General features: G+C 74.9%; 22 protein-coding genes. 9 read left to right on the forward strand and 13 right to left on the reverse strand.

The genetic code is table 11. From position 1 onward, the window contains the following. Positions 1–72 precede the first annotated feature (72 nt). Together ABZ497_RS32890 and ABZ497_RS32895 are read right to left on the reverse strand one after the other, a co-directional pair. Entirely contained in the window at positions 73–915 is an 843-nt protein-coding gene (locus tag ABZ497_RS32890) for an undecaprenyl-diphosphate phosphatase (protein WP_329492356.1), read from the reverse strand. Between the two features lie 238 nt (positions 916–1153). Beyond that, entirely contained in the window at positions 1154–1849 is a 696-nt protein-coding gene (locus tag ABZ497_RS32895; RefSeq protein ID WP_359810802.1) for a class I SAM-dependent methyltransferase, read from the reverse strand. A gap of 138 nt (positions 1850–1987) precedes the next feature. Here ABZ497_RS32895 and ABZ497_RS32900 point away from each other — a divergent pair, with 138 nt between their 5' ends. Continuing rightward, the gene (locus ABZ497_RS32900; RefSeq protein ID WP_359810805.1) at positions 1988–2557 is read left to right on the forward strand and encodes a DUF4396 domain-containing protein; all 570 of its coding nucleotides are present in this window, start codon (positions 1988–1990) and stop codon (positions 2555–2557) included. Positions 2558–2621: 64 nt separating this feature from the next. Here the strand turns inward: ABZ497_RS32900 and ABZ497_RS32905 are convergent, their stop codons facing one another. Next, positions 2622–3152 carry a PadR family transcriptional regulator gene (locus tag ABZ497_RS32905; protein ID WP_359810807.1) on the reverse strand — a complete coding sequence of 177 codons (531 nt, stop codon included), beginning with the start codon at positions 3150–3152 and terminating at the stop codon, positions 2622–2624. A 163-nt stretch (positions 3153–3315) separates the two neighbouring features. On the opposite strand from ABZ497_RS32905, the gene ABZ497_RS32910 reads away from it, so the two are divergent. Beyond that, entirely contained in the window at positions 3316–4086 is a 771-nt protein-coding gene (locus ABZ497_RS32910) for an alpha/beta hydrolase (protein WP_359810810.1), read from the forward strand. 367 nt (positions 4087–4453) lie between these two features. Continuing rightward, a complete protein-coding gene (locus tag ABZ497_RS32915; protein ID WP_359810813.1) occupies positions 4454–4783 on the forward strand; it encodes a hypothetical protein in 330 nt (109 codons plus the stop codon). A 43-nt stretch (positions 4784–4826) separates the two neighbouring features. Here the strand turns inward: ABZ497_RS32915 and ABZ497_RS32920 are convergent, their stop codons facing one another. The 5 genes from ABZ497_RS32920 to ABZ497_RS32940 form a co-directional block, all read right to left on the reverse strand. Then, positions 4827–5714, reverse strand: a complete 888-nt coding sequence (locus ABZ497_RS32920) for a biotin-dependent carboxyltransferase family protein (RefSeq protein WP_359810816.1) — start codon at positions 5712–5714, stop codon at positions 4827–4829. Then, positions 5711–6334, reverse strand: a complete 624-nt coding sequence (gene pxpB, locus ABZ497_RS32925) for a 5-oxoprolinase subunit PxpB (protein WP_329492357.1) — start codon at positions 6332–6334, stop codon at positions 5711–5713. The genes ABZ497_RS32920 and pxpB overlap by 4 nt, the downstream gene beginning before the upstream one ends. Positions 6335–6414: 80 nt before the next feature. After that, the gene (locus ABZ497_RS32930; RefSeq protein WP_352295067.1) at positions 6415–7191 is read right to left on the reverse strand and encodes a 5-oxoprolinase subunit PxpA; all 777 of its coding nucleotides are present in this window, start codon (positions 7189–7191) and stop codon (positions 6415–6417) included. 124 nt (positions 7192–7315) lie between these two features. After that, the gene (locus tag ABZ497_RS32935; protein ID WP_359810818.1) at positions 7316–7852 is read right to left on the reverse strand and encodes a hypothetical protein; all 537 of its coding nucleotides are present in this window, start codon (positions 7850–7852) and stop codon (positions 7316–7318) included. A 246-nt stretch (positions 7853–8098) separates the two neighbouring features. Next, on the reverse strand, positions 8099–9145 hold the full coding sequence (locus ABZ497_RS32940) for an IPT/TIG domain-containing protein (RefSeq protein WP_359810821.1): 1047 nt from the start codon (positions 9143–9145) through the stop codon (positions 8099–8101). Between the two features lie 153 nt (positions 9146–9298). Between ABZ497_RS32940 and ABZ497_RS32945 the strand changes: the two genes are divergently transcribed. The 4 genes from ABZ497_RS32945 to ABZ497_RS32960 all read left to right on the forward strand — a co-directional run bounded on the left by ABZ497_RS32945 (position 9299) and on the right by ABZ497_RS32960 (position 17272). Continuing rightward, complete coding sequence (locus ABZ497_RS32945) at positions 9299–10831, forward strand: hypothetical protein (RefSeq protein ID WP_352295093.1); 1533 nt, start codon at positions 9299–9301, stop codon at positions 10829–10831. A 100-nt stretch (positions 10832–10931) separates the two neighbouring features. After that, positions 10932–11807, forward strand: coding sequence for a hypothetical protein (locus ABZ497_RS32950; protein WP_329490851.1), 876 nt, complete (start codon positions 10932–10934; stop codon positions 11805–11807). A 95-nt stretch (positions 11808–11902) separates the two neighbouring features. Next, a complete protein-coding gene (locus ABZ497_RS32955; RefSeq protein ID WP_359810824.1) occupies positions 11903–16465 on the forward strand; it encodes a hypothetical protein in 4563 nt (1520 codons plus the stop codon). Between the two features lie 42 nt (positions 16466–16507). Continuing rightward, a complete protein-coding gene (locus ABZ497_RS32960; protein WP_359810827.1) occupies positions 16508–17272 on the forward strand; it encodes a metallophosphoesterase in 765 nt (254 codons plus the stop codon). Here the strand turns inward: ABZ497_RS32960 and ABZ497_RS32965 are convergent. After that, on the reverse strand, positions 17248–17649 hold the full coding sequence (locus tag ABZ497_RS32965) for a hypothetical protein (protein WP_329490855.1): 402 nt from the start codon (positions 17647–17649) through the stop codon (positions 17248–17250). The two genes, ABZ497_RS32960 and ABZ497_RS32965, sit on opposite strands and share 25 nt — an antisense overlap. A 158-nt stretch (positions 17650–17807) precedes the next feature. Further along, complete coding sequence (locus ABZ497_RS32970) at positions 17808–18503, reverse strand: FCD domain-containing protein (protein ID WP_359810830.1); 696 nt, start codon at positions 18501–18503, stop codon at positions 17808–17810. 143 nt (positions 18504–18646) lie between these two features. On the opposite strand from ABZ497_RS32970, the gene ABZ497_RS32975 reads away from it, so the two are divergent. Then, positions 18647–19201 carry a gluconokinase gene (locus tag ABZ497_RS32975; RefSeq protein ID WP_329490857.1) on the forward strand — a complete coding sequence of 185 codons (555 nt, stop codon included), beginning with the start codon at positions 18647–18649 and terminating at the stop codon, positions 19199–19201. Continuing rightward, on the forward strand, positions 19198–20589 hold the full coding sequence (locus ABZ497_RS32980) for a gluconate:H+ symporter (RefSeq protein ID WP_359810833.1): 1392 nt from the start codon (positions 19198–19200) through the stop codon (positions 20587–20589). The genes ABZ497_RS32975 and ABZ497_RS32980 overlap by 4 nt, the downstream gene beginning before the upstream one ends. Before the next feature lie 294 nt (positions 20590–20883). Here the strand turns inward: ABZ497_RS32980 and ABZ497_RS32985 are convergent, their stop codons facing one another. From ABZ497_RS32985 to ABZ497_RS32995, 3 genes are all read right to left on the reverse strand, one after another. After that, positions 20884–22476 carry a glycerol-3-phosphate dehydrogenase/oxidase gene (locus ABZ497_RS32985; protein WP_329490859.1) on the reverse strand — a complete coding sequence of 531 codons (1593 nt, stop codon included), beginning with the start codon at positions 22474–22476 and terminating at the stop codon, positions 20884–20886. 153 nt (positions 22477–22629) lie between these two features. After that, positions 22630–24156 carry a glycerol kinase GlpK gene (glpK, locus tag ABZ497_RS32990; RefSeq protein ID WP_329490860.1) on the reverse strand — a complete coding sequence of 509 codons (1527 nt, stop codon included), beginning with the start codon at positions 24154–24156 and terminating at the stop codon, positions 22630–22632. Positions 24157–24250: 94 nt separating this feature from the next. Beyond that, entirely contained in the window at positions 24251–24970 is a 720-nt protein-coding gene (locus ABZ497_RS32995; protein ID WP_329490861.1) for an MIP/aquaporin family protein, read from the reverse strand. Positions 24971–25103: the final 133 nt, after the last annotated feature.

Genomic DNA, 25103 nt, shown 5'->3' on the forward strand with positions numbered 1-25103 from the left:
AGCGGGCCGGGCACCAGATCAGGTGCCCGGCCCGCTTCGTCGTACCCGGGAGGTCATCGGTGGAACCGCGTTCTATTTCACCACGCCGGCGTCGGCCGCCAGGGTGCCGGTGCTGACCAGGACGATGATCAGAATGCCCAGCGCCACTCGGTACACCACGAACGGCATGAAGCTGTTGTTCGAGATGTACTTCAGGAACCACGCGATCGCCGCGTAGCCGACCGCGAAGGCGATCAGGGTGGCCAGGATGGTCGGCCCCCAGGCCGGTGAGGGGCCCTCGCCGATCTTGGTCAGCTCCAGCAGGCCGGAGGCCAGCACGGCCGGGATGGCGAGCAGGAACGAGTACCGGGCGGCCGCCTCGCGGCTGTATCCGAGCAGCAGCCCGGCGCTGATGGTGCCGCCGGAGCGGGAGACGCCGGGGATCAGCGCGAGTGCCTGCGCCATGCCGTAGGCGGCGGCGTGCGGCAGGGTCAGGTCGGTGATCGGCTTGGCGTGCCGGACGGCCCGGGTCCGGTCGGCCACCGCCAGGATCAGGCCGAAGACGATCAGCGTGGTGCCGATGATCCGCAGGTCGCGGAGGTTGGTCTCGATGGTGTCCTGGAACAGCTTGCCGAGGATGCCGATCGGCAGCGTGCCGATGATCACGAACCAGCCCATCCGGGCGTCCTGGTGCGAGCGCAGCGCCGGACGGAACAGCGAGAGCGTCCAGGTCTTCACGATCGAGGCGATGTCCCGGCGGAAGTAGATCAGCACGGCGGACTCGGTGCCGAGCTGGGTCACGGCGGTGAACGCCGCACCCGGGTCGTCCCAGCCCAGCAGGGCCGAGAAGACCCGCAGGTGGGCACTGGAGGAGATCGGCAGGAACTCGGTGAGCCCCTGGATCAGGCCGAGGACGGCTCCGTGGAACCAGTCGATCACCGGACACCCGCCCGGGGTATCCGTCGCTCGATGAGCATCAGCGGTCCTTGTAGGTCGGTGCGGGAGCATGCCGTCGGCATGCACGGGGCACATGCCGATGGCATGCGAACCGCCGGGTCCGCCCGGCGCTCGGGCTGCGCGGGCCCGGCGCGCGCCTGATGCTACGCGGTGAAGGTGACAGCCTCGCTTCCGCCCCCGTGCCGGCCTGCCCGGTCCGGGAGCGGCCCGGCTCCGCTCAGCGCGGGACGGGGCGGGCCCGGACCCAGGTCCGGTCCTCGGTCAGGTGGGCGTCCACGGCCAGCCCCGCCTCGGCCAGGGCCCGCTCGAACGCGGCGGTGTCGAGCGGGCGGGACAGGAAGGTCTGGGTCCAGCGCGCGTCCGGGAACTCGTACTCGACGTGCACCGAGTTCACGCCGTCCCCGACCGGGGTGACCGACGCCACCCGCACCAGCCCGTCCCGGCCCAGCGGACGCTCGCGCGGCACGTCGCGCATCCAGTCCTCGCCCTCGCGCTGCAGCAGCACCAGGCCGTCGTCCGCGACGTGCCGCCGGCAGGTGTCCAGCAGCCCGCGCCGGACGGCCGGGTCGCCGGCGTGCACCAGGAAGGAGGCGAGCAGGACGACGTCGAACCGCTCGTCGAGGTCCAGCCGCTCGATCGGGCTGCGCACCGTCCGGGCGCCCCGGACCCGGGCCAGCATCTCGGCGGACTCGTCCACGGCCGTCACCGTGAAGCCGAGGTCGAGCAGGGGGTGGGTCATCCGGCCCACCCCGCAGCCCAGCTCCAGGATGCGGGCTCCGGCGGGCACCGCCTTTCTGATCACCTCGGGCTCGCCGTTCAGCGGCAGCCGCTCGTACATCTCCACCGCGCACCCGTCCGGGGTGATCGGGCCCGGTCCGGTTCCCTGGTACCCGTTGCGTCGTTCATCGGCCATGCGTCCCATCGGAGCACGGGCGGGCCGGACGGGGAAGAGGGCGACGCGGTGCCCGAACTGCTTGCTCCATACCCCTGGGGGGTATATGTTCGATGATGACGAACCGAGGGGCACGGCACGGAGCAAGCGGAGGACGACATGGCGCATCCCGCACAGCACGAGCGCGGACACCTGCACCAGCACGCCGAGCACGGCCACGGCCACGCCGGCCACGAGACGCACGCCGGCCACGCCGGTCACGGCCGCCACGGTGGTCACGGCGACGGTGGGGCGAGCTGGCGGACCGCCGCCCAGGCGACCCTGCACTGCCTCACCGGCTGCGCCATCGGCGAGATCCTGGGCATGGTCATCGGCACCGCCTTCGGCCTGCACAACGGGGCGACCGTGGTGCTCTCGGTGCTGCTGGCCTTCGTCTTCGGCTACGCCCTGACCATGCGCGGTGTGCTGAAGGCCGGGCTGGACGTCCGCGCCGCCGTCAAGGTCGCGCTGGCCGCCGACACCGTGTCGATCCTGGTCATGGAGCTGATCGACAACACCGTGATGGTCACCGTGCCGGGGGCGATGGACGCGGGCCTCGGCGACGCGCTGTTCTGGGTCGCGCTGGCGGGCTCGCTGGCCCTCGCGTTCACCCTGACCGTGCCGGTCAACAAGTGGATGATCGGCCGGGGCCGCGGCCACGCGGTCGTCCACGCCCACCACCAGCACTGACCACGAGCGGGTTCGCCCCCGTCTCCCGGGTTCGGCCGGGAGGCGGGGGCCGCGGTGTCCCGGGTCAGGCCCGGTCGAGGGCGGTCAGGGTCTCGCGCAGCCAGGCCAGCTCGGCCTCGGTGGTGGCGCGGGCGATCAGCAGCATCCCGCGTCGGAACGGGTCACCGAACTCCTCGGCGCCCACCGGGCGGGCGCCGTCGTAGAAGAAGCTGGCCGGCTCGCTGAGGAAGGCGAGCCGGCGGCGCAGCACGGCGGCCTGTGCCCGCGGGTCGTCGTCGAGGTGGCGCAGGAAGGCCAGCACGGTGAACCAGCGGTTCTCGTCGCTGATGTCCAGGTCCTCCGGGGTGCGGAGCCGGTCGAGCAGCGCGGTCCGGCCGGCCTCGGTGAGGTGGAGGGCGTGCCGGGGCGCCGCCGCCGTACCCGGTTCGGTCGTGCGGACCAGCAGGTCGTCGGCCTCCAGGCGTTTGATCGCCGGGTAGAGCGTGCCGTCGCTGATCGGCCGGACGTGTCCGGTGAGTGCGGCGAGATGGCGGCGCAGCTCGTAGCCGTGCAGTGGCCGGTCGCGGAGGAATCCGAGGATCGCGAGCTTCAGCATGGGGCCACTCTCTCAGATCGGGCTGCGTCGACTCGCTGTCGCTATACCTCGCCGCCGAGGTATGGTCCTTTCGTCGCGGTGATCCGCGGCGCCCCGCCGGCCGTGCGTCCGGCCCCGCGTCAGCCCTGCTCTGCCCTGCCCTGCCCCGAGAAGGAGTACGACCATGCGCCAGGCCATCGTCACCCCGAGCGAGGACCGGATCCGCTGGGTGGAGGTGCCCGGTGCCGAGCCGGCCCGGGTCTATCTGCACGGCCTCGGAGCCAGCTCGCCCGTCTACTTCGCCGGTGCGGCGGCCCACCCGCTGCTGGCCGGGCGCCGCTCGCTCCTGCTGGACCTGCTGGGCTTCGGCATCAGCGACCGGCCCACCGACTTCCCGTACACGCTGGAGGCCCACGCCGACGCGGTGGCGGCGGCGCTCGACGAGGCCGGGCTGGCGGAGGTCGAGCTGGTCGGGCACAGCATGGGCGGCGCGGTGGCGATCGTCCTCGCCCACCGGCACCCCCGGCTGGTCGCGAGCCTCCTCCTGGTCGACGCCAACCTCGATCCGATCACGCCGGTCCGCCGCCCGGGCAGCAGTGGGATCGCGACCTTCGGCGAGGAGGAGTTCCTGGCCGGCGGCCGGGAGGAGGTGCGGAGGTGGGTCGGGCCGCTCTGGTGGTCCACGATGCGGCTGGCCGGTCCCGAGGCCCTCCACCGCAGCGCCGTCCACACCGCTCGGGGCACCGTGCCGACCATGCGCGAGATCCTGCTGGACCTGGAGATCCCCAGGACGTTCCTCCACCCGCAGGCCGACGGCGAGCTGCCGGCGGCGGAGCGGCTGCGGGCGTCGGGGGTCGAGGTGGTGGCGGTCCCGGACTGCGGCCACAACATCATGTTCGACAACCTGGACGGGTTCGCCGCGATCGCCGCCACCGCGCTGGCCCGTCGAGCCTGAGACCGCCCTGCCCTGTCCTGCCCTTCGCCGGGTGGCCGCGCGCCCTGGCCGACGATCGATCCGAAACCGCTCGCCGAGACCCGGGCTTCGAGCTGCTGCCGGCCCTCCGCGACCGCCGGGCCGGCCTCGCCGCCACCGCCGACCTCTCGCGCGTCCTGCACCGCCGACTCGACGCGATGACCGATGCCCGTGCGAGCGCCCGGACCCTCGCCCGCGTCCTCCGGAACGCGCTCCGGGAGGTCGAGGAGGCCGCTGCTGACTTCCACTCAAAGCACTGTCTCCCACGCCTCGTTGACCAGGTGGACCCGAGGTGAAGGACGCTGCCCGGGATCAGTAGGATCCACCCGTCCCAGGGGAGGAGACGGGTGTGGGTGTCGACTGGTGCGAGCGGTGCGAGATGTCGTGGTGCGATTGCCCGGCCGACGGGTCGGTGCCGCGACTCGACCGTGCGATGGCGGTGCTGGGTGCCACCTGGGCGGGCTGGCCGACCGGGGCGACGGCCATCGTCTCGCCCACCGGCTACGCCCATCTGCCGGGGTGCTTCCATCTCACGGAGAGCGTCCTCGCCGCGCCCCGGTACGGCTGGGTGACCGAGCCGGTGTCCGGCCACCACGTCACCCGTGCGCAGCCCCTGCGGGCCACCGCGGGCAACCGCGACCGGATCGCCACCAAGTCCTGCCCGACCTGCTTCGAGTGAGCCGCCCGGGGGTGGGCGCCGGGCCCTGTCGACGGCCCCGCGCTCACCCCCGCGGCAGGACGAACCGCAGTGGCGTCCCCGGGCGGGCCTGGGCGGCCGCGGCGAGGTCCGCGGGCGGCACGACGCCCACGACGGGGTAGCCGCCGGTGGTGGGGTGGTCGGCCAGGAAGACCACCGGCCGTCCGTCCGGCGGGATCTGGACGGCGCCCAGCACCATGCCCTCGCTGGGCAGTTCACCGCTGACGGCCCGGCCGACCGGCGGGCCGTCGGTGCGCAGCGCGATCCGGTTGCTCGCCGCCGCCACCCGGTACCGGTCGCGGGCCAGCCGGGCGACCGCGTCCGGTGCGAACCAGTCGGCACGCGGCCCCGGCCGCAGCCGCAGCACCAGCTCGGTCGGGGGAGCGGGCAGGGGCACCAGGTCGGGCGCGGGCCGGTGGGGCGGGGGAGGCCCGACCGGCAGCACGTCGCCGACGGCCAGTGGCGCCGGGCCCAGCCCCGAGAGCAGGTCGGCCGAGCGGCTGCCGAGCACCGGGGGCACCGCGATCCCGCCCGCCACCGCGAGGTAGCCCCGTACGCCGTGGGTGGCGGCGCCGACCTCCACCAGGGCGCCGTCGGGGACGACGACGGGCGCGCCCCAGGCGGCGGGCCGCCCGTCCACCAGGACGGCGGCGGGCGCGCCGGTGACGGCGACGACGGCCGGCCCGTGCGCGCGCAGGGCGACCCCGCCGAGGGTGGTCTCCAGCGCGGCCGCGCCGGGCCCGTTGCCGACCAGGCGGTTGGCGGCGCGCAGCGCGGGCTCGTCGAGCGCGCCGGCCCGGGGCACGCCGAGGTGGGCGACGCCGCGCCGCCCGAGGTCCTGCACGGTGGTCAGCGGCCCGGGCCGGACGACCGCCAGCGACCGGTCGGCCGAGGGCCCGCCGGGCGCCGTCACCCGGCACCGCCGCGCACCGCGGTGAAGCGGACCCGCACACCCGGGGCCAGCAGGGCGGCCGGCTCCCGGGAGGGGTCCCAGAGCGGGAGGCCGGTGCGGCCGAGGAGCTGCCAGCCGCCGGGGGAGGAGCGCGGATAGACGCCGGTGTAGGGGCCGGCCAGGGCGACCGAGCCGGCCGGGACGGAGCTGCGGGGGGAGGCCCGGCGCGGCGTCCCGTACTGCCGCGGCAGGCCGGTGAGGTAGCCGAAGCCGGGGGCGAAGCCGCAGAAGGCGACCACGTACTCGGGCGCGGTGTGGATCCGGACGGCCGCCTCGGGGGAGACCTCCCAGAGCGCCGCGACCTCGGCCAGGTCGGCGCCGTCGTAGACGGTCGGCACCTCCAGCAGGGGGCCGGGGGCGGCGCCGGCCGCCGTGGGGCGGGCGGTGCGCAGCAGGGCGGTGAGCGCCCGGACGTCGGCCACGCCGTCGAGCAGGACGGTCCGCGCGGCCGGGACGATCTCCTCCACCGGGGTCAGCTCACCCGCCGCCTGCCGTTCGCGCAGCCAGCCGTACAGCGCGCCGACCTCGGCCGTCCCGGCGACCTCGACCAGCAGCGCCCGCTCGCCGACCGCCCGGACCAGGAGTGCGTCGCCGACCGGGGCGCCCGGGGGCCCGCCGGCGGGCGCGCCGCCCGCGGGGCCCGCCGTCCCGCCGCCGGTCGTCACGCGAAGGGCTCCACCCGCACGCCCGCCGAGGCGAGCGCGCCGCGGATCCGCCAGGCCAGCTGGGCGGCCCCGGGAGTGTCACCGTGCACGCACAGCGAGCGCGCCTCGACGCCGATCGGCTCGCCCCCGACGGCCTCGACCACGCCGTCCCGGGCCATCGCGACCGCGCGCGTGATGACCGTCTCGGGGTCGTGGATGACGGCGTCCGGTTCGCTGCGCGGCACCAGGGTGCCCGCCCAGGTGTAGGCGCGGTCGGCGAACGCCTCGGCGACCACCGGGAGCCCGACGCCCTCGGCGACCGCCAGCAGCCGCGAGCCGGGCAGGCCGAGCACCGGGAGCGGGCCGTCGCAGACCGCCCCGGCCCGCAGCACGCCCGCGACCACCGCCTCGGCCTGTTCGGCGTCGGTCACCACCCGGTTGTAGAGGGCGCCGTGCGGTTTGACGTAGGAGACCCGGGAGCCCGCCGCGCGGGCGAAGACCTGGAGGGCGCCGATCTGGTAGGCGATCTCGTCGGCCAGCTCCTCCGGAGGGACGTCCATCGCCCGGCGGCCGAAGCCGGCCAGGTCCCGGTAGGAGACCTGGGCGCCGATCCGTACGCCGCGCTCGGCGGCCAGCGCGCAGACCCGCCGCATGGTGGACGGATCTCCCGCGTGGAAGCCGCAGGCGACGTTGGCGCTGGTCACCACGGAGAGCAGGGCCTCGTCGTCGGTCAGCGTCCAGCGTCCGAACCCCTCGCCGAGGTCCGCATTGAGATCGATCACCGCATCGGCCACGCCCGTCCGCCTCCCAGCAGCTGTTGAGCCAGATCGTAGGGCCTGCGCGTGACGGCCGTCGCCGCTGCCCGGGTCGCTGCCGGGTGCGCGGGTGGGAGCGCCGCCCGGGCGTCCCCCGGACGGCTCAGCCGGCGACGGTGGCGGCGCCGGCGGCCCGGTCCAGCGGCCGGAGCGCGCGCAGCACGACCAGCAGCGGCAGCACGCCGACGATGCCGAACGACATGTCGATGAATCGCCAGTACAGCGGGATGCCCCGGAGCGGTCCGCAGACCAGTGCCAGCGGGATGACGCCCGCGCAGGCGAGGACGGCCCACCGGACGACCCAGATGTTGCGGACCGGGTCCTTGATCGGCCCCCAGAACGCGGCCGCGATGACCAGGTGCGCGAAGGCCAGCCAGTCGGTGCCGTAGGCCAGGAAGGGGTAGCGGGCACCGGTGTCGGCGACGCCGTCGCGGATCCGCTCGATCCACTCCAGGACGCCCGGCAGGTGGTCGGTGACCGGGGCCGCCGGGCCGGTCGCGAGCTCGGCCAGCCAGCGGGTCTCGGTCTCCAGCGGGAAGGCCGTCAGACCGCTCAGGACCAGGCAGACCACGAAGGCCCAGAGCCACCGCCGCACCCGCCGGAGTACGGCCTGTTCGGCCGCGGGCGGGGTTCGGGTCAAGCTTTCGGACGTGCCGTTCATACCGGTCGACCCCCATGCCGGAGAGGAGCTGGGACGGGCTGTCCCACCTGCACGGAAGTGACTCTAGACGGTTGAATTGAACGTGTTCAACTTGCTGCCCTGGGCCTGCTCCCGCGCCCGGGCTCACCCGGGGAGCCGCGCGGGCCGCCCCGCCGCCGCCGAGCCCCCGGGCACGCTGGAGGGCCCGGCGCCGCTCCCGGCACCGGGCCCCGCCGTACGACCCCGTCAGGCCGTGTACGTGTACCGCCCCGCCGCGACCGGCGCACTGGTCCCGCCGGCGGTGGTCACCGTCACGTCCACCACGCCGGTGCCGGCCGGGGCGGTCGCCGAGCAGAGCGTCGGCCCGCACGAGTGGAGGGTGGCCGGCACCCCGCCGAAGAGCACCGTGCCGGCGGCCAGTCCGCTGCCCCGGACGTAGATCCTGGTGCCCCCGGAGGCCGGCCCGGTGCTCGTGGTCAGACCGGTCACCACCGGCGCGGGGGGTGCCGGGGGAGCCGCGCCGGTGTAGTCGAAGGCGTGCGGCGCGGCCGCGGAGCCGCCGGGGGTCACCACCGTCACCGGCGCGCTGCCGGCGCCGCCGGGCGCGGTCACGGTGCAGGTGGTGCCGGTGCAGCCGCCGGTCGCGAGGGCGTCGCCGAACAGGACGAAGCCGTTGTCCAGGCCGGTGCCCGTCAGGGTGACGGCGGTGCCGCCCGTCCCGGGGCCGGTGGTCGTGCCGATACCCGTCACCGCCGGGACGGGCGGGGCGGTCGGGGTCTGCGGGCCACTGCCGAGCAGGTGGTCGGAGACGTTGTCGGACGGGTCGGTGTCGTTCCGGTTCGCCGCCGTGACCTTGATCGTCCCGGTCGGCCCGGTGCCGTGGGAGGCCACGTACACCTTCATGAACTCGCTGCGCCCGGGAGCCCGGGTGCCCGTGAAGAAGGCGTCCAGCCGGCGGCCGTCGGGGGAGACCGTCTCGGTGAAGGAGTAGTCGGGGAGCGAGGTGATCGCCGCGCCGCTGGTGGTCAGACCGGCCGGCAGTTCGACGGTGAGGTGCGTGACCCCGGTGAGGTCGGCGGTGCCGGAGGACGTCCAGGTCACCGAGAAGTTGGTGCTGTCGACCGGGAAGGTCGGGTAGTTGCCGGCCTGGGTCACGCTGACGTTCGGGCCGGTGGCCGCCGTGCGGGCGGCGGTCGCGGCCGGGGTCGCGGCGCCGGCCGCCGCGGTGCCGGCGGTGAGCGTGGCCACGGCCAGGGCGGCGGTCAGGCCGCCTCGTACCAGTCGGATGATCATATGAGGCATGATGGCCGTGGGGACCGGATCGTGCGGGTACTTTCCCGAAAGCCGGTTCCACCGCCCGCGGTGCGACCGCCTGTCCGGGCCGTCCGTAAGGTCGGTTTCGGTCGATGTCGGTGCCTACCTCTAATCTTGTCCACCGTGACCGCCATCGCTGACCCGCCCACCGAGTCCGGGCCCCGGCCGCCCGCCGGGCCCGCCGCCGCCGCGCGGCCCGCGCCCGGCCCCGCCGCCGACGAGGGCCTGGCCCGCCGGCTCAAGGCGCTGGCCTGCACGGCCCCGCTGCACGACCTGGACAGCCGCAAGGTGATGCTGGCCGGCGAGTACGGCGGCTACGCGATGGCCGAGGTCGGCCTCGCCGCCATCGACCTGGTCACCCTGCACATGGACTTCGACACCGGGGCCGACCGCGAGATAGTGCTCGCCCGGCTGCTGCCCCGGGTCGCCGCCCAGGCCGCCACCCGCCCGACCGCCGAGCACGAGCGGGTCGCCCGCTGGGTGCTGGAGTCGCTGATCAACGTCGGCAGCGTCGACCGCGGGTTCCGCGCCGTCTACGGCACCTTCGGCCAGGACGGCGCGTACGTCCGGCGCGACTACGACTTCAAGCTGATCGAGGAGGTGCCCGGCCCCGACGGCGGCGTCTACCTGCGCACCACCGACGAGGCGGTCAACGTCCTGGTCGGCGCCCTCGACACCGACGTCACCTCCGCGCAGATCGCCGCCGAGGTCAAGCTGGAGGTGCTGATCCGGCGCGGCCGGCTGGCCGACGCCCAGCTCGCCGCCGAGCAGGCCCGCTACCGCACGGTCCAGTACGCCGAGACGCTGCGCCGGGCCCTGGACGCGACCCGGCGCAACGTGCGCGCCGTCGACTGGATGCAGGCCGTCCCCGACCTCATCGACGAGGCGCTCGACCACATCGCCGACCGCTACCGGCACGAGAACGCGATTCTCACCAACATCCGCAAGGCCCGCGACGAGGCCGAGGAGCCCGAGCACAAGCGCCGCGCCGCCGAGCTGGTCGACATCGTCAAGGACTGCATCCGCCGCCACACCCAGCTGCAGACCCGCCTGCTGGAGGCCGGCCCGCTGTTCCGCGCCGAGCAGGACCGCCAGGCCTTCGCCGCGCCCGGCGCCCGCAGCGGCATCGACCTCTACGGGCAGCTGCTCGCCCCCGTGCTGCGGCTGCCGGTGGAGCAGGCCGTCCGGCCGACCGGCGCGTTCTTCACCCGCGGCACCGGTCTGCGCACGCCGGTCTCCGTCCGGGTCGCCGACCTGGTCGACCTGCTGCTCACCCCGCCGGTCGAGCGCGAGCACCTGGGCGCCGAGCTGCCCGATCCGGACCTCGTCGCCACCCCCGACGACAGCCGGTTCACCGAGGCGCAGCTGGAGGCCGCGCTGGTCCTGCTCGACCTGCCCGCCGACGCCCCCCGCCGGCTCTCCGGGCTGCTCGCCGACGCCCGTCGGCAGGATCCCGAACTCCCCTACCTGGTCGCCCTGCTGGCGGTGCACGCGGCCAGCCCGCCGGTCGGCACCGCCTACCGGCAGGGGGAGGAGCGGCTGCTCTTCGCGGTCGACGACGGCACTCCGCTGCGGGACCGCGAGTTCGGCGGCGCCGACCTCATCGTCGGCAGCGCCCTGCTGGACGCGGCCGGCATGGCGGCCGACCGCAAGGACGCCAGTTGACGACTGGACAGCCGACGCACCCCCGGCGCCGCCTCGCGGCAGCCGAGACCGACCGCCCCACCACCCGCACCAGTGGCAACACCCCCGAGGAGCACCGCCCGTGACGACCCACCACGACACGTCCTGGGCACCCGAGGCCGAGCCCGCCGCCCCGGCCCCGATCACCCCGGCCGACGTCGCCGACGCGGCCCGCCTGGTCTCCTTCGGCCTGCAGGCCAAGCTGCTCCCCGCCCGCGACGCAGAGTACGCCGAGCTGGTCCGCCGCCACCGCGAGGACCCGCCCTTCGCCCGCCTCGCCGACGCCGTCGCCACCGGCATGGGCCTGGTCGTCCTGGAGGTCTCGCCGCGCGCCGGCATGGCCGTGGCCGCCGCCGAGGACTCCGTCTTCGCCGTCCGGATGGGCGACTACTCGCGCCGCGCCGCCTCCGAGTCGACCGACCGCTTCCTGCACGGCCTGGCCCACCTCGCCGTCGCCGCGATGGCCTTCCCCCGCCCCGAGGACCTCGCCGACGACGGCTACCTCGGCCGGATCACGGTCAACGGCGTGGACGCCTTCGTCCGCCAGGCCTGCCGCCGGCTGGAGGAGCAGGCCGAGGCCGACGGCGCCAACACCGACCCGCAGAGCGACGCCCCCGGCCTGGAGGCCGCCTGGCGGGTCTGGGCCCGGCGCACCGCCACCGGCGCCACCAAGGACGCCCGCCGGCTGTCCGGCTCCACCATCGGCATCGTCGCCAAGGCCGTGATGTTCCTGGTCGACTCCGGCTTCCTGCAGAAGACCTCGGACGACGCCGGCGGCACCTACCGCACCACCGCCCGCTACCAGCTCCAGGTCCGCGACCTGGCCGGCAGCGCCGCCATGGCCGAACTGCTCGACCTCGGCATCGTCCCGGTCTCCGACGGCACCGCCAGCCTGCTGCCCCCGGACACCGGGGACGAGCTGGTCGCCGACGCGGGCCTGCCGTTCCACGCGCTCTGACCCCGGGCCCCCACCCGGACCGGCCCGCCGCGCCACCGGGCCGGGCACCCCTGACCACGCACTCCTGACCCACCCGCACTGGAGAACCGCCGCACATGTACGAGCTCAACCGGGTCCGCCTGTACTCGATCGGACCGGCCGGCGCCCGCTACGCCGACACGGTGCTCGACCTGCGCGGTGTGGGCGAGCCCGTCACCGACCCGGCCCCCCAGCAGATCGGCCTGTTCGGCGAGGAGCCGGACGGGCCGATCCGCCGGCCCGCCCCCGCCGGGGTGCTCTTCCTGGAGAACGGCGGCGGCAAGTCCGTCCTGCTCAAGCTGATCTTCTCGGTGATGCTCCCCGGCCACCGCAACACCCTCGGCGGTGCCAGCTCCGGCGTGCTGCGCAAGTTCCTGCTGGCCGACGACTGCGGCCACGTCGCCCTCGAATGGCAGCACACCGTCACCGGTGAGCCGATCGTGGTGGGCAAGGTCAGCGAGTGGCGGGGCCGGCAGGTCTCCTCCGACCCGCGCAAGTTCGCCGAGACCTGGTACTCCTTCCGCCCCGGGCCGGGCCTGACGCTGGACTCCCTGCCGGTCGCCGAGCGGGTCAGCCTGGCCGGCGACCAGAAGGCCCGCGGCCGCCGCCGCACCATGAAGGGCTTCCGCGACGCCCTCACCGAGGCCGGCAAGGCCCACCCCCACCTCGACCTGGTCTTCGAGGACGGCCACGACCGCTGGACGGAGCACCTCGGCGAACTCGGCCTCGACCCCGAACTCTTCCGCTACCAGCGCGAGATGAACGCCGACGAGGGCGAGGCGGCGGGCCTGTTCGCGGTCAAGCACGACAGCGACTTCACCGACCTGCTGCTGCGCGCCGTCACCGACACCCGGGACACCGACGGCCTGGCCGACCTCGTCCACGGCTTCGCCGCCAAGCTCGGCCGTCGCGCCGAGCTCACCGCCGAACGCGACTTCACCGCCGGCTCGCTGGAGCTGCTGGAGCGCATCGCCGAGTCCACCATCGCGCGGGAGACCGTCCGCGAGGCCCACCGCACCGCCGAGCGCCGCACCCGCCGCCTCGCCCACGCCCTGACCTCGCGCGCCGCCGCCGAACGCGACCGCGCCCAGGACCTCTCCATCGAGGTCGCCGCCGCCGCGAGCGCCGTCACCGCCGCCGAGGCCGACCGCACCCGGCACACCCTGATCACCGCCGAGCTGACCCACCGGCACGCCACCCTCGGCCTGGCCGCCGCCACCACCGAGGCCGCCGCGCTGCGCCGCGAGCTCATCGACGCCCGCACCCTGCACTCCGCCTGGCAGGCCGCCGAGGCCGTGCTGCGCCAGCGCGCCGCCGCCGACCGGGTGGCCAGGGTCGCCGCCGCGATCCGCGAGGCCGAACTCGACGCCGCCCCGGCGCTCGCCGCCCGCGCCCGCGCCGCCACCGCGCTGGCCCGCGCCCTGGAGAGCGCCGCCGCGGCCGCCGAGGAGCGCGCCGACACCGAGGAGCAGCGCGCCGGCGAGCTCCAGGCGGACGGCGCCAAGGCCCAGTCCGACGCCACCGAGGCCGCCACCGCCGCCCAGAAGGCCCGCAGCGAGTCCGACCACCTGCGCCAGCGCCTCGCCGAGGTCGAGCGGGAGACCGCCGCCGCGGTCGAGGCCGGCTGGATCGACCCCGGAACCGCCGAGCCCGACCCGGCCCGCGCCGCCCTGCACGCCGCCGACGTGGAGAAGACCGCCGCGGCCGCCCTCGCGCAGGCCCGCACGGCCGCCGAGGCCGCCGCGGCCCGGCTGCGCGAGGCCGCCGCGGCCACCGGCCGGGCCGAACTCGCCGAAGCCCGCGCCACCGACGCCCGCAAGGCCGCCGCCCAGGCGCTCGCCACCGAGCAGCGCACCGCGGCCCTGCTCGCCACCGAGCCCCGGCTCGCCGACCTGCTCTCCCTCACCCCGTACCAGGAGGGCGCGGACGAGGCCTCCGGCTTCCTCACCCCCGCGGTCCTCGACCGCTCCGCCGAGACGCTCCGGGAACTGCTCGACGACGCGATCGCCACCGCCGAACGCACCCTGTTCGACCTGCGCACCGCGGCCGCCGACGACTCCCGCATCCTCGCCGCGCTCGGCGACGGCGGCCTGCTGCCGCCCGGCCCGGACGTGCTCGCCACCGTCGAGTACCTCGCCGAGCACGGCATCCCCGCGCTGCCCGGCTGGCGCTACCTGGCCCAGTCGGTCGACCCGGCGGACCACGAGGCGATCCTCGCCGCCCGGCCGGAGCTGGTCGACGGCGTGGTGATCACCGACCCCCACTCGCTGGACCGGGCCCGCGAGACGCTGCACTCCGCCGCGCTGCTGCCGCGCTCCACCGTCGCGGTCGGCGCCGCCGCCGCGCTGATCGCGCCCATCACCGGCGAGCCCGCCTTCTTCCTCGTCCCGCCGAACCCGGCCATGCACGACGAGACCGCCGCCGACGGCGAGCGCCGCGAGCTGCGCTCACGCGCCACCGCCCGCGAGGAGCACATCCGCGAGCTGGCCGCCCGGCTGGGCGGCGACCGCGCCCTCGCCGCCCGCCTCGCCTCCTGGCACGCCAGCTGCCCGCCCGGCACCCTCGCCGAGCTGGCCGCCGCCGCCGGAGCCGCCCACGAGCACGCCGAGCAGGCCGCCGCCGCACTGGCCACCCTGCGCGCCGACCACGACGAGGCCGAGAGCGACCACGCCGCCGCCGCGTTCGCGCACGAGGAGCAGCGCGAGGCCGCCCAGCAGGCCCGGCGCCGCGCCGACGCCCTCTCCGGCCTCGCCTTCCGCCTGCGCGAGCGCGCCGGCTGGACGCGGAGCCTGCGCGAACTCGCCGAGGACGCGACCGAGTGCGACCGCCGCCAGGCCCAGTGCGCCGAGCGCGCCCGCACCTGCGACGAGGACCGCCGCGCCGCCCAGCGCGCCGCCGACGACGCCCGCCGCACCGCCCGCACCCTGCGCGCCGAGCGCGCCGAGATCCCCGCCGCCGAGCAGGCCGACGAGCCCGCCGCCGCCCCCGTCGCCCTGCCCGCCCTGCGCGAGGCCTACCGCGCCGCGTCCCAGCTGTACGAGAAGGTCGGCGTCGGCGCCGACCTCCGCGCCGAACAGGCCCGGGCCGAGGGGGACGAGGCCGCCGCCGCGACCGAACTCGACCGGCTCACCAACAAGGTGCGCACCCGGGCGGAGGAGCTGCTGGGCAGCCCCGACGGCGCCGACGGCCCGGCCCGCCAGGCCGCCGCCGCCCGCGCGGAGGAGCTGGTCGCCACCATCGAGGCCCGCGCCGCCGCCGCCAGCGAGCAGCTCGGCCGGCTGCGCGGCGAGGCCGAACGCTCCGCGCCCGCCGACGGCGAGGCGCACACCGAGCTGCCCGAGGACCTCGTCCCCACCGACCCCGAGCACGCCCAGGTCCTGCTGCGCACCGCCACCACCCGGCTGGCCGAGCGCCGCGAGAGCGTCGACGCCGCCCGCACCGCCCACGCCGACCTGCAGCGGACCTTCGACGCCGCCCAGGCCGCCGCCGCCGACTTCGACGAGCACGCCGGGCAGCTGCGCGACGGCCTGCGCGAGCACCAGGACGAGGACGGCCGCCCGGTCGAGCCCTACCTGGGCTCGCTCGCCGACGCCCGGACGGCCGCCGCCGAGGCCCGGCGCGCCCTGCGCACCGCCGCCGGCGAACTCTCCGCCGCCGAACTCGCCGTCCGGGACGCCTCCGACGCCCTCGTCCGGCACGCCAACGCGGCGCGCTACGAGGCCGTCCGCACCCCGGCCCGCCAGCAGATCCGCGAACTGCCCGCCGCCGCCCTGCCCGACCACGCCGCCGCCTGGGCCACCGCCTTCGCGCCCCGGCTGCGGGTGCTGACCGACGAGCTCGCCCAGCTGGAGCGCAACCGCGGCTCGATCGTCGACCGGCTGCGCGGCCTGGTCGAGTCCTCGCTCACCACGCTGCGGGCCGCCCAGCGGCTCTCCCGGCTGCCCGAGGGCCTGGGGGAGTGGTCCGGCCAGGAGTTCCTGCGGATCCGCTTCGAGGACCCGGACCACGCCACCCTGGTGGAGCGGCTGGGCGAGGTGATCGACGAAGCCACCCGCGCCGCCGTCCGGAAGAACAGCGACCTGCGCCGCGACGGGATGTCCCTGCTGCTGCGCGGGGTCGCCGCCGCGATCGGGCCGCGCGGCGTCAGCGTGGAGATCCTCAAGCCGGACGCGGTGCTGCGGGCCGAGCGGGTCGGCGTCGGCCAGATGTCGGACGTCTTCTCCGGCGGCCAGCTGCTCACCGCGGCCATCGCGCTGTACTGCACGATGGCCGCGCTGCGGGCCAACGACCGGGGTCAGTCCCAGCTGCGGCACGCCGGCACGCTCTTCCTGGACAATCCGATCGGCCGCGCCAACGCCACCTACCTGCTGGAGCTCCAGCGGGCGGTCGCCGACGCGCTCGGCGTCCAGCTGATCTACACCACCGGCCTGTTCGACACCACCGCGCTGGCCGAGTTCCCGCTGGTTATCCGGCTGCGCAACGACGCCGACCTGCGGGCCGGCCTCAAGTACATCTCGGTGGAGGAGCACCTGCGCCCCGGCCTGCCCGCCCCGCAGGACCCGGACGGCCCGGCCATCCACGGCGAGATCACCGCGACCCGGATGTTCAAGCGCCCGGTGGAGGCCCCGGGCCAGGCCTGACCCCCGCTACCCCGGCGCCACCGGCCCGCCTACCGTGGGGGCATGCTGACGATCGCTCACTTCAGTGACATCCACCTCGGCCAGGAGTGGCGCCGGGACGGCGGCGCCCGCGCGTACCGGCGGGCCGAGCGGGTGATGGCGTACCTCAACGCCCTGCCGGGCCCGCTGGACGCCGTCCTGGTCACCGGCGACCTCGCGGACCACGGCCTGCCGGCGGAGTACGAGCAGGCCGCCAAGGTGCTGGTCTCCCGCCACCCGGTGCTCACCTGTCCCGGCAACCACGACCGGCGCGCGCCCTACCGGGAGGGACTGCTGGGGGAGGCGCCCGCCGACGGCCCGGTCAACCGGCGGCACGAACTGCCTGGCGCCGACCTGCTGCTGCTCGACTCGTCGATCCCCGGCCGCGACGACGGCCTGCTCGACGAGGGGACGCTGGCCTGGCTGGACGCCGAGCTGGCCGGGGGCCGTCCGGACCGGCCGGCGCTGGTGGCCTTCCACCACCCGCCGGTCGTCCTCCACCTCCCGGCCGTCGACCCGATCCGCCAGTTCGGGGAGGAGCGGCTCGCCGAGGTGCTGGCCCGCCACCCCCGGGTGGCCGCCCTGCTCTGCGGCCACTCCCACACCGGCGCGGCCACCGTGTTCGCCGGTCTGCCGGTGCTGGTCGCGCCGGGTGTGGTGTCGACCGTCACGCTGCCCTGCGAGGGCGGCCCCGGGATCAGCTTCGAGCAGCCGCCGATGCTCGCCTTCCACGTCCTGGACGACGACGGCCGGCTCACCACCCACTACCGGGCCGTCGTGCCGGCCTGACCACCCACCCGGGCACCCTGCGCGGTGGGCACCCACGGCTGGGGCGCCGTCCCGGTCGGGGGGCCCGCCGGGCGCGGCACCGGCCGGACCCCGGCGGGCGCCCGGCTGCCGGCCATCGGCGAGGCGGAGTTCGGCCCGCGCATCCGCTGGGCGGCGACCTGGCGCGAGATGAGGATCTCCAGCAGGCACCACATGGTGCCGAACACCCCGAGCCCCATGGCCATCAGCGCCGGCGTCATCAGCCAGCTGTCCGCGTACGAGCCCAGCGCCGCGACGACCAGGCCGACCAGGGTGAAGGACAGGCAGAGCACGGCCCGGACGGCGGCTGCGCGCACCTCGTCGGGCAGGCGACGGCGGCGACGGCGTGCGGATGGCATCGGGCGACCCCCAGGCGCGCTCACGACGGCGGGACGGGCGCGCCGGAACGCGCCCCTGCGCACCACTCTGCCCCGTGGTACCCGAACCATGCGCGGGATTCAGCCGAACTGCCGTCAAATCGTGTGATCTGCACCGGAAACCGCGCCCCCCGGGCGAATCACCCCAACTGCTGGTCGAGCTCCGCCAGCGCGCCCTCGGCGATCGTGCGCATCGCCCGCTCGGCATGGGCCGCGTCCCCCGCGCAGATCGCCTCCGCGACCTCGCGGTGCAACCGGATCGCGTACGGCTCGGGCTGATGAGGCATCAGATGGTACTCCGTGCGACCGGTGAGCACCGCACCGACGGTGTCCCCGAGATGGGCGAACATCTCGTTGCGGGAGGCCTTCAGGACGGTCGCGTGGAAGGCGATGTCGTGCCGGAGGAAGGTGGCCAGGTCGGCGGCCCGCGCCGTCATCGTCAACTCTCCGGCGAGGGAGAGCAGTTCGCGGCGCTCGTCGTCGCTGGCATGCCGGGCGGCGAGCGCGGCCGCGGCCGGCTCCACCGCGACCCGCAGCGAGCCGAGCGAGCGCAGCTGCGCGGGCCGGTCGGTCCCGGCCAGCCGCCAGCGGATCACCAGCGGGTCGAAGACGTCCCAGGCGGACTTCGGCTGGACGGTGCTGCCGACCCGCCGCCGGGAGGCGACCAGCCCCATCCCCTCCAGGATCCGCACGGCCTCGCGGACCACCGTCCGCGACACCCCGTACCGCTGCTCCAGCTCCTCGGCGCGCAGGACCGCCCCCTCGGGGATCTCACCGGAGGCGATGGCCGGTCCGAGGTCGGCGAGCAGTCGGCCGGGCAGCCCCTGGATCTCCATCCGGCCAGCCTAGAGGGCCCGGCCGGCCCGCTCGCCGGGCGGCCCCCGCAACGCGCAAAAGTATGACGATTTGGTTTCCGACCCTTGAATACGTCATATCTTTGGAGCGATAGTGGCGGCCTGGCAACGAAGGAGCACCACCCATGGCTCTCAGCGTCGAGAACCACGACACCCCCGCGTCGCCCCTCACCCTCGTGGTGATGGGCGTCTCCGGTGTCGGCAAGACCACCGTGGCCCGCCTGCTGGCCGACCGCCTCGACCTCCCCTACGCCGAGGCGGACGACTTCCACCCGCCCGCCAACATCGCCAAGATGTCGGCCGGCATTCCGCTGGACGACGCGGACCGCGCGCCCTGGCTGCGCGCCCTCGGCGGCTGGCTGGGGGAGCGGGCCGAGGCCGGCACCGGCGGCGTGGTCACCTGCTCGGCGCTGAAGCACCGCTACCGCGACACCCTGCGCGCGGCCTGCCCGGGCGCCTTCTTCCTGCACCTCAGCGGGGGGCACGAGCTGGTCGGGGACCGGCTCGCCCACCGCACCGGACACTTCATGCCGCCGTCGCTGCTCGACTCGCAGTACGCCGCCCTGGAGCCCCTCGGGGCGGACGAGCGCGGTGCGGTCCTGGACGTCGGCCCGACCCCCGAAGAACTCGTCGAGATGGCCGTGGCACTGCTGCGGCCCGTCAATGGAGACCTCGCGTGACCCCCACCCTGCTCGCGGCGGCCGCCCCACCGGCCCTGCCGCACACCGACAGCGACGCCCAGCTGCTGATCGCGGTCCTGCTCAGCATCGGCGCCATCGTGGTGCTGATCACCCGGCTGAAGCTCCACCCGTTCCTCGCCCTCACACTCGGCTCGGGCCTGCTGGCCGCCGTCGCGGGCGCCCCCTTCGACAAGCTGCTGGGCAGCTTCTCCACGGGGTTCGGCGCGACCGTCGCGGGCGTCGGCCTGCTGATCGGGCTCGGCGCGATGCTCGGCAGACTGCTCGCCGACTCCGGCGGGGCGAACATCATCGCCGACACCGTGCTCGCCCGCTCCGGGCCCAGGGCGCTGCCCTGGGCGATGGCGCTGATCGCGGCCGTCCTCGGCCTGCCGCTGTTCTTCGAGGTCGGGGTCGTCCTGCTGATCCCGATCGTGCTGCTGGTGGCCCGCCGCGGCAACGTCCCGCTGATGCGGATCGGCATCCCCGCGCTGGCCGGGCTCTCGGTGCTGCACGGCCTCGTCCCGCCGCACCCCGGTCCGCTGGTGGCCGTCGACGCGCTGAAGGCCGACCTCGGCATCACCCTGGCCCTCGGCCTGCTGATCGCCGTGCCGACGCTGGTCGTCGCCGGCCCGCTGTTCGCCCGGCTCGCCGAGCGCTGGGTCGGCCCGCTGGAGATCCCGCAGGCCACCGCGCCCGAGGAGACGGAGAAGCCCGCGCACACCCCGGGCTTCGGCGCGGTCCTCGCCACCATCCTGCTGCCGGTCGCCCTGATGCTCGGCAAGGCCCTGGTCGACGTCGTCGTCGACGACCCGAAGGCGATGCCGCAGCGGATCTTCGACTTCATCGGCTCGCCGCTGATCGCCCTGCTCGCCGCGACCCTGCTCGGCATGGTGACGCTCGGCCGGGCGGCCGGCTTCACCAAGGACCGGATCTCCGACACCGTCGGGAAGTCGCTCGGCCCGATCGCGGGCATCGTCTTCATCGTCGGCGCGGGCGGTGGCTTCAAGCAGACCCTGATCGACGTCGGGGTGGGCAACGCGGTCAGCGAGTGGTCCGCCAAGTGGCACATCTCGGCGCTGCTGCTCGGCTGGCTGATCGCCGTGCTGATCCGCCTGGCCACCGGCTCCGCCACAGTCGCCACGATCACCGCCGCGGGCATCCTCGCCCCGCTCGCCGCCGACATGTCCGCGACCCACGCGGCGCTGCTGGTGCTGGCCATCGGCGCCGGTTCGCTGTTCTTCTCGCACGTCAACGATGCCGGCTTCTGGCTGGTGAAGGAGTACTTCGGGATGAGCGTCGGCCAGACCCTCAAGTCCTGGTCGGTGATGGAGACCGTGATCTCGGTCGTCGCCATCGCCCTGATCATGCCGCTCAGCCTGATCATCTGACCGCGCCCCCGCGCCCCCGCGCCCCCGCGCCCCGGAGGGCGGTACCCGTCTCCACGGGTACCGCCCTCCGGCGTTGCCCGACGGCGGGTCGCACGGCCCGACCGCGGCCCGGCGGGCAGCCGAGCGGGTCCTGGGGACCGCCCTGGCAGCCGACCCGCAGGAGCCCGTGAGCCCGGCCGTGCGGACATGCCGAAGGGCGGGCACCCCCAGCCCGGGGTGCCCGCCCTTCGAGTCCTGTGCGCCGGCCCTACGGGGCCGAGCGCTTCACGGGACCGCCCTCACTCGGCCACGCGGTCACTTGGCGCGCTTCGCCAGGAAGGCGTCGACCTCGGAGCGGATCTCCGGCGTGTCCAGGCCGCGGACGGTCATCGTGGTGCGGCGGCGCAGCACGTCGTCCGTGGTGTACGCCCACTCGCTGTCGGCGGCGTAGGCGACCTGGGCCCAGACGTCCGGGCCGTCCTCGTGGATCGGCCGGCCGAGCTCCGGGTTCTCGTCGATCATGCGGGCGATCTCGAAGGAGAGCGTGCCGTAGTGGCTGGCCAGGTGCTTGGCGACCAGCGGCTCCATCCGGGAGCCGGGTTCACGGTCGATCAGCAGGCGGTGCGCGACGGCGTTCGGCGCGCCGACGCCGGGCAGCGGGACGGTCCGGGCGATGGTCGACATGTCCTCGCCGAGCGTGGTGCCGGGCACGTGGGCCAGCTTCTCCAGCACGGTCCGGCCGATGTGCCGGTAGGTGGTCCACTTGCCGCCGGCGACCGACAGCATGCCGCCCCGGCCCTCGGTGACGACCGTCTCGCGCTTGGCGGCGGCGGTGTCGCCGGGGCCGCCGGGCAGCACCCGCAGGCCGGCGAAGGCGTAGGTGATCAGGTCGCGGTCGATGTGCTCGTCACGGATGGCGTGCGCGGCCTCGCCCATGATCTGGTCGATGTCCGCCTCGGTGGCCCGGACGTCCTGCGGGTCGCCGGTGTACTCCTCGTCGGTGGTGCCGAGCAGGACGTGGTCCTCCCACGGGATGGCGAAGGAGACGCGGTACTTGTCGATCGGGATGGTCAGCGCGGCGCGCCACGGGGCACGGCGCTTGACCACGACGTGGGCGCCCTTGGAGAGGCGGATCGACGGCGCGGCGCCGGCGTCCTCCATGGTGCGCAGGTGGTCGACCCACGGGCCGGTGGCGTTGAGCACCAGGCGGGCGTTCACGCCGAACTCGGTGCCGTCCAGGCGGTCCTTGAGGTCGGCGCCGGTGACCCGGCCGCCGGTGAAGCGCAGGCCGGTGACCTCGGCGTGGTTGAGCACCACGGCGCCGGCGTCGACGGCGGCGCGCACCGTCATCACGGCGACGCGCGAGTCGTTCATCTGGTGGTCGCCGTAGACGGCCACCGAGCGCAGGCCCTCGGTGCGCAGCGCGGGCACCTGCTGGGCGGCGTGCGCGGCGGTGGAGACCCGGCCCATGCCGTCGCGGAAGGCGGAGAGCGCCGAGTAGAGGAACACACCGGCGCCGAGCTTGGGCGCGCTGTGCGGGCCGCCCTTGTAGACCGGCACGAAGAAGGTCAGCGGGTTGACCAGGTGCGGGGCCACGTCGGTGGCGAGCGCGCGGCGCTCCTTGTGGTTCTCGGCGACCAGCTTGACCGCCCCGGTCTGCAGGTAGCGCAGACCGCCGTGCACGAGCTTCGAGGAGGCACTGGAGGTGGCCCCGGCGAAGTCGCCGGCATCGACCATGGCGACCTTCAGGCCCGCCTGGGACGCGGTCCAGGCGACGGCCGTGCCGAGGATGCCGCCCCCGATCACCAGCAGGTCGTAGGTGGCCTTGCCCAGCAGCTCGCGGGTCTCGGCGCGGGAGGCGGTGCGGCCGGCGAAGCGCTCGGCGCCCAGGGTCGGGATGGTAGCCATGGTGTGTGTACGGCGGCGCGGGTCGGGCGGCGCCGTTACTCCTCTCGGTGTGCGGTGCGGCCCCTGCTGAGAGGCCGGTTCGGCCCGGTGCGGCGGGCCGGTGAAACGGGAGCGGGCCGGCCGGGGCCCGGGGGCCCCGACCGGCGTCCGCGGTCAGATCTGCTCGTCCTCCTCCACCCAGCCCATGGTGCGCTCCACGGCCTTGAGCCACTTCTTGTACTCGCGCTCCCGGGTGGCCTCGTCCATGCGCGGGGTCCACTCGGCGGCGCGGTGCCAGTTGGCCCGCAGGGTGTCCAGGTCGCTCCAGAAGCCGACCGCCAGGCCGGCCGCGTAGGCGGCGCCCAGCGCGGTGGTCTCGGCCACGTACGGGCGCTCGACCGGAGCGTCCAGCACGTCGGCGATGTTCTGCATGAGCAGGTTGTTGCTGGTCATGCCGCCGTCGACCTTGAGGGCGGTGAGCTCGACGCCGGAGTCCTTCTGCATGGCGTCGACGACCTCGCGGGTCTGCCAGGCGGTGGCCTCCAGCACGGCCCGGGCCAGGTGGCCCTTGGTGACGTACCGGGTCAGACCGGCGATCACACCGCGGGCGTCGGAGCGCCAGTACGGGGCGAACAGGCCGGAGAAGGCCGGGACGAAGTAGGCGCCGCCGTTGTCCTCGACGGTGTTGGCGAGGGTCTCGATCTCGGCGGCGGTGGAGATGATGCCGAGCTGGTCGCGCAGCCACTGGACGAGCGAGCCGGTGACGGCGATCGAGCCCTCCAGCGCGTACACCGGCTTCTGGTCGCCGATCCGGTAGCCGACGGTGGTCAGCAGCCCGTGGTACGAGTTGACGACCTCCTCGCCGGTGTTCAGCAGCAGGAAGGTCCCGGTGCCGTAGGTCGACTTGGCCTCGCCCTTGTCGAAGCAGGTCTGGCCGAACAGCGCGGCCTGCTGGTCGCCGAGGGCGGAGGCGACCGGCACGCCGGCCAGGTCGCCGACGGCCTCGCCGTAGACCTCGGCGGAGGAGCGGATCTCCGGCAGGACGGCCATCGGCACGCCCATCGACTCGGCGATCTTGTCGTCCCACTCCAGCGAGCGCAGGTTCATCAGCATGGTGCGGCTGGCGTTGGTGACGTCGGTGACGTGCTTGCCGCCGTTGACACCACCGGTGAGGTTCCAGATCACCCAGGTGTCCATGGTGCCGAACAGGATGTCGCCGGCCTCGGCGCGCTCGCGCAGGCCCTCGACGTTGTCCAGCAGCCAGCGGATCTTCGGGCCGGCGAAGTAGCTGGCCAGCGGGAGGCCGGTCTCGCGGCGGAAGCGGTCCTGGCCGACGTTGCGGCCCAGCTCGCGGCAGAGGCCCTCGGTGCGGGTGTCCTGCCACACCAGCGCGTTGTGCACCGGCTCGCCGGTGTTCTTGTCCCACAGGACGGTGGTCTCGCGCTGGTTGGTGATGCCGATCGCGCGGATGTCGTCCTTGGTCAGACCGGCCTTCTCCAGCGCGCCGCGGACCACCGACTGCACCCGGGTCCAGATCTCGGCGGCGTCGTGCTCGACGTAGCCGGGCTGGGGGAAGATCTGCCGGTGCTCCTGCTGGTCGACGGCGACGATCCGGCCGTCCTCGCCGAAGATGATGCAGCGGCTGGAGGTGGTGCCCTGGTCGATCGCGGCGATGTAGTTACCGGTGCCAATGGAGGTCATGAGGGTCCTCGGCTCAAGAAGGGGGTTGCGGGGTGGGTGGGTCCGACTCTCGGGTCAGTCCCCGTGCTCGGGTGGGGTGGAAACCCGAGGAGCGTCAGAAGGCGACGTGGTACAGGCCGCCGGCCAGCAGGCCGCCGATGACCGGGCCGGCCACCGGGATCCAGGCGTAGGACCAGTCGGAGCCGCCCTTGTTCGGGATCGGCAGGAGCGAGTGCACGATGCGCGGGCCCAGGTCGCGGACCGGGTTGATCGCGTAGCCGGTCGGGCCGCCGAGCGAGAGGCCGATGCCGACGACGGTGAGGGCGACGATCAGGATGCCGGTGCCGGAGAGGCCGAGGCCCTTGTTCAGGCCCTGGGTGAGGATGCCCAGGCAGAGGACCATGGTGCCGATGATCTCGGTGAGCAGGTTCTGGACCGGGTTCCGGATCTCGGGACCGGTCGAGAAGATGCCCAGGGTCGCCTCCTTGTTGGCCTGGAACTGGCCGAGGTAGGTGACCCAGACGAGGACGGCGCCGATCATCGCGCCGAGCAGCTGGGAGCCGAGGTAGACCGGCACCTTGCTCCAGTCGCCGCTGTCGACGGCGAGGGCCAGGGTGACGGCCGGGTTCAGGTGCGCGCCCGACTTGGGGGCCGACATGTAGGCGGCGATCATCACCGCGAAGCCCCAGCCGAAGGTGATCGCCAGCCAGCCGGCGTTGAGGGCCTTCGACTTCTTGAGCGTCACGGCGGCACAGACGCCGCCGCCGAGAAGTATCAGCGCGGCGGTGCCGAGGGTTTCGCCGACGAAGATGTCGCCGTTGGAGAACGCGGACACAAAGACTCCCTTGTCCATATGGCCCGGAGGTGCGGGTGGGGGCAGGTGGCTGAGCGATCGCTGTGCGGGTGAGCGCATTGTGGGAGTGATCTGCTCGGCCATCGTTCGACAATGTCGACCGTCATGCGGAAGC

The sequence above is a fragment of the Kitasatospora sp. NPDC005751 genome, assembly GCF_040630835.1.
In the GTDB taxonomy this organism is placed as follows: Bacteria; Actinomycetota; Actinomycetes; order Streptomycetales; family Streptomycetaceae; genus Kitasatospora.

What these genes read in the sequence shown, in the direction of transcription:
- ABZ497_RS32895 (WP_359810802.1), bottom strand. Translation starts at nt 1,849, where the DNA reads ATGGCCGATGAACGACGCAACGGGTACCAGGGAACCGGACCGGGCCCG.
- ABZ497_RS32900 (WP_359810805.1), top strand. Translation starts at nt 1,988, where the DNA reads ATGGCGCATCCCGCACAGCACGAGCGCGGACACCTGCACCAGCACGCC.
- ABZ497_RS32905 (WP_359810807.1), bottom strand. Translation starts at nt 3,152, where the DNA reads ATGCTGAAGCTCGCGATCCTCGGATTCCTCCGCGACCGGCCACTGCAC.
- ABZ497_RS32910 (WP_359810810.1), top strand. Translation starts at nt 3,316, where the DNA reads ATGCGCCAGGCCATCGTCACCCCGAGCGAGGACCGGATCCGCTGGGTG.
- ABZ497_RS32940 (WP_359810821.1), bottom strand. Translation starts at nt 9,145, where the DNA reads ATGATCATCCGACTGGTACGAGGCGGCCTGACCGCCGCCCTGGCCGTG.
- ABZ497_RS32955 (WP_359810824.1), top strand. Translation starts at nt 11,903, where the DNA reads ATGTACGAGCTCAACCGGGTCCGCCTGTACTCGATCGGACCGGCCGGC.
- ABZ497_RS32960 (WP_359810827.1), top strand. Translation starts at nt 16,508, where the DNA reads ATGCTGACGATCGCTCACTTCAGTGACATCCACCTCGGCCAGGAGTGG.
- ABZ497_RS32965 (WP_329490855.1), bottom strand. Translation starts at nt 17,649, where the DNA reads ATGCCATCCGCACGCCGTCGCCGCCGTCGCCTGCCCGACGAGGTGCGC.
- ABZ497_RS32970 (WP_359810830.1), bottom strand. Translation starts at nt 18,503, where the DNA reads ATGGAGATCCAGGGGCTGCCCGGCCGACTGCTCGCCGACCTCGGACCG.
- ABZ497_RS32975 (WP_329490857.1), top strand. Translation starts at nt 18,647, where the DNA reads ATGGCTCTCAGCGTCGAGAACCACGACACCCCCGCGTCGCCCCTCACC.
- ABZ497_RS32985 (WP_329490859.1), bottom strand. Translation starts at nt 22,476, where the DNA reads ATGGCTACCATCCCGACCCTGGGCGCCGAGCGCTTCGCCGGCCGCACC.
- glpK (WP_329490860.1), bottom strand. Translation starts at nt 24,156, where the DNA reads ATGACCTCCATTGGCACCGGTAACTACATCGCCGCGATCGACCAGGGC.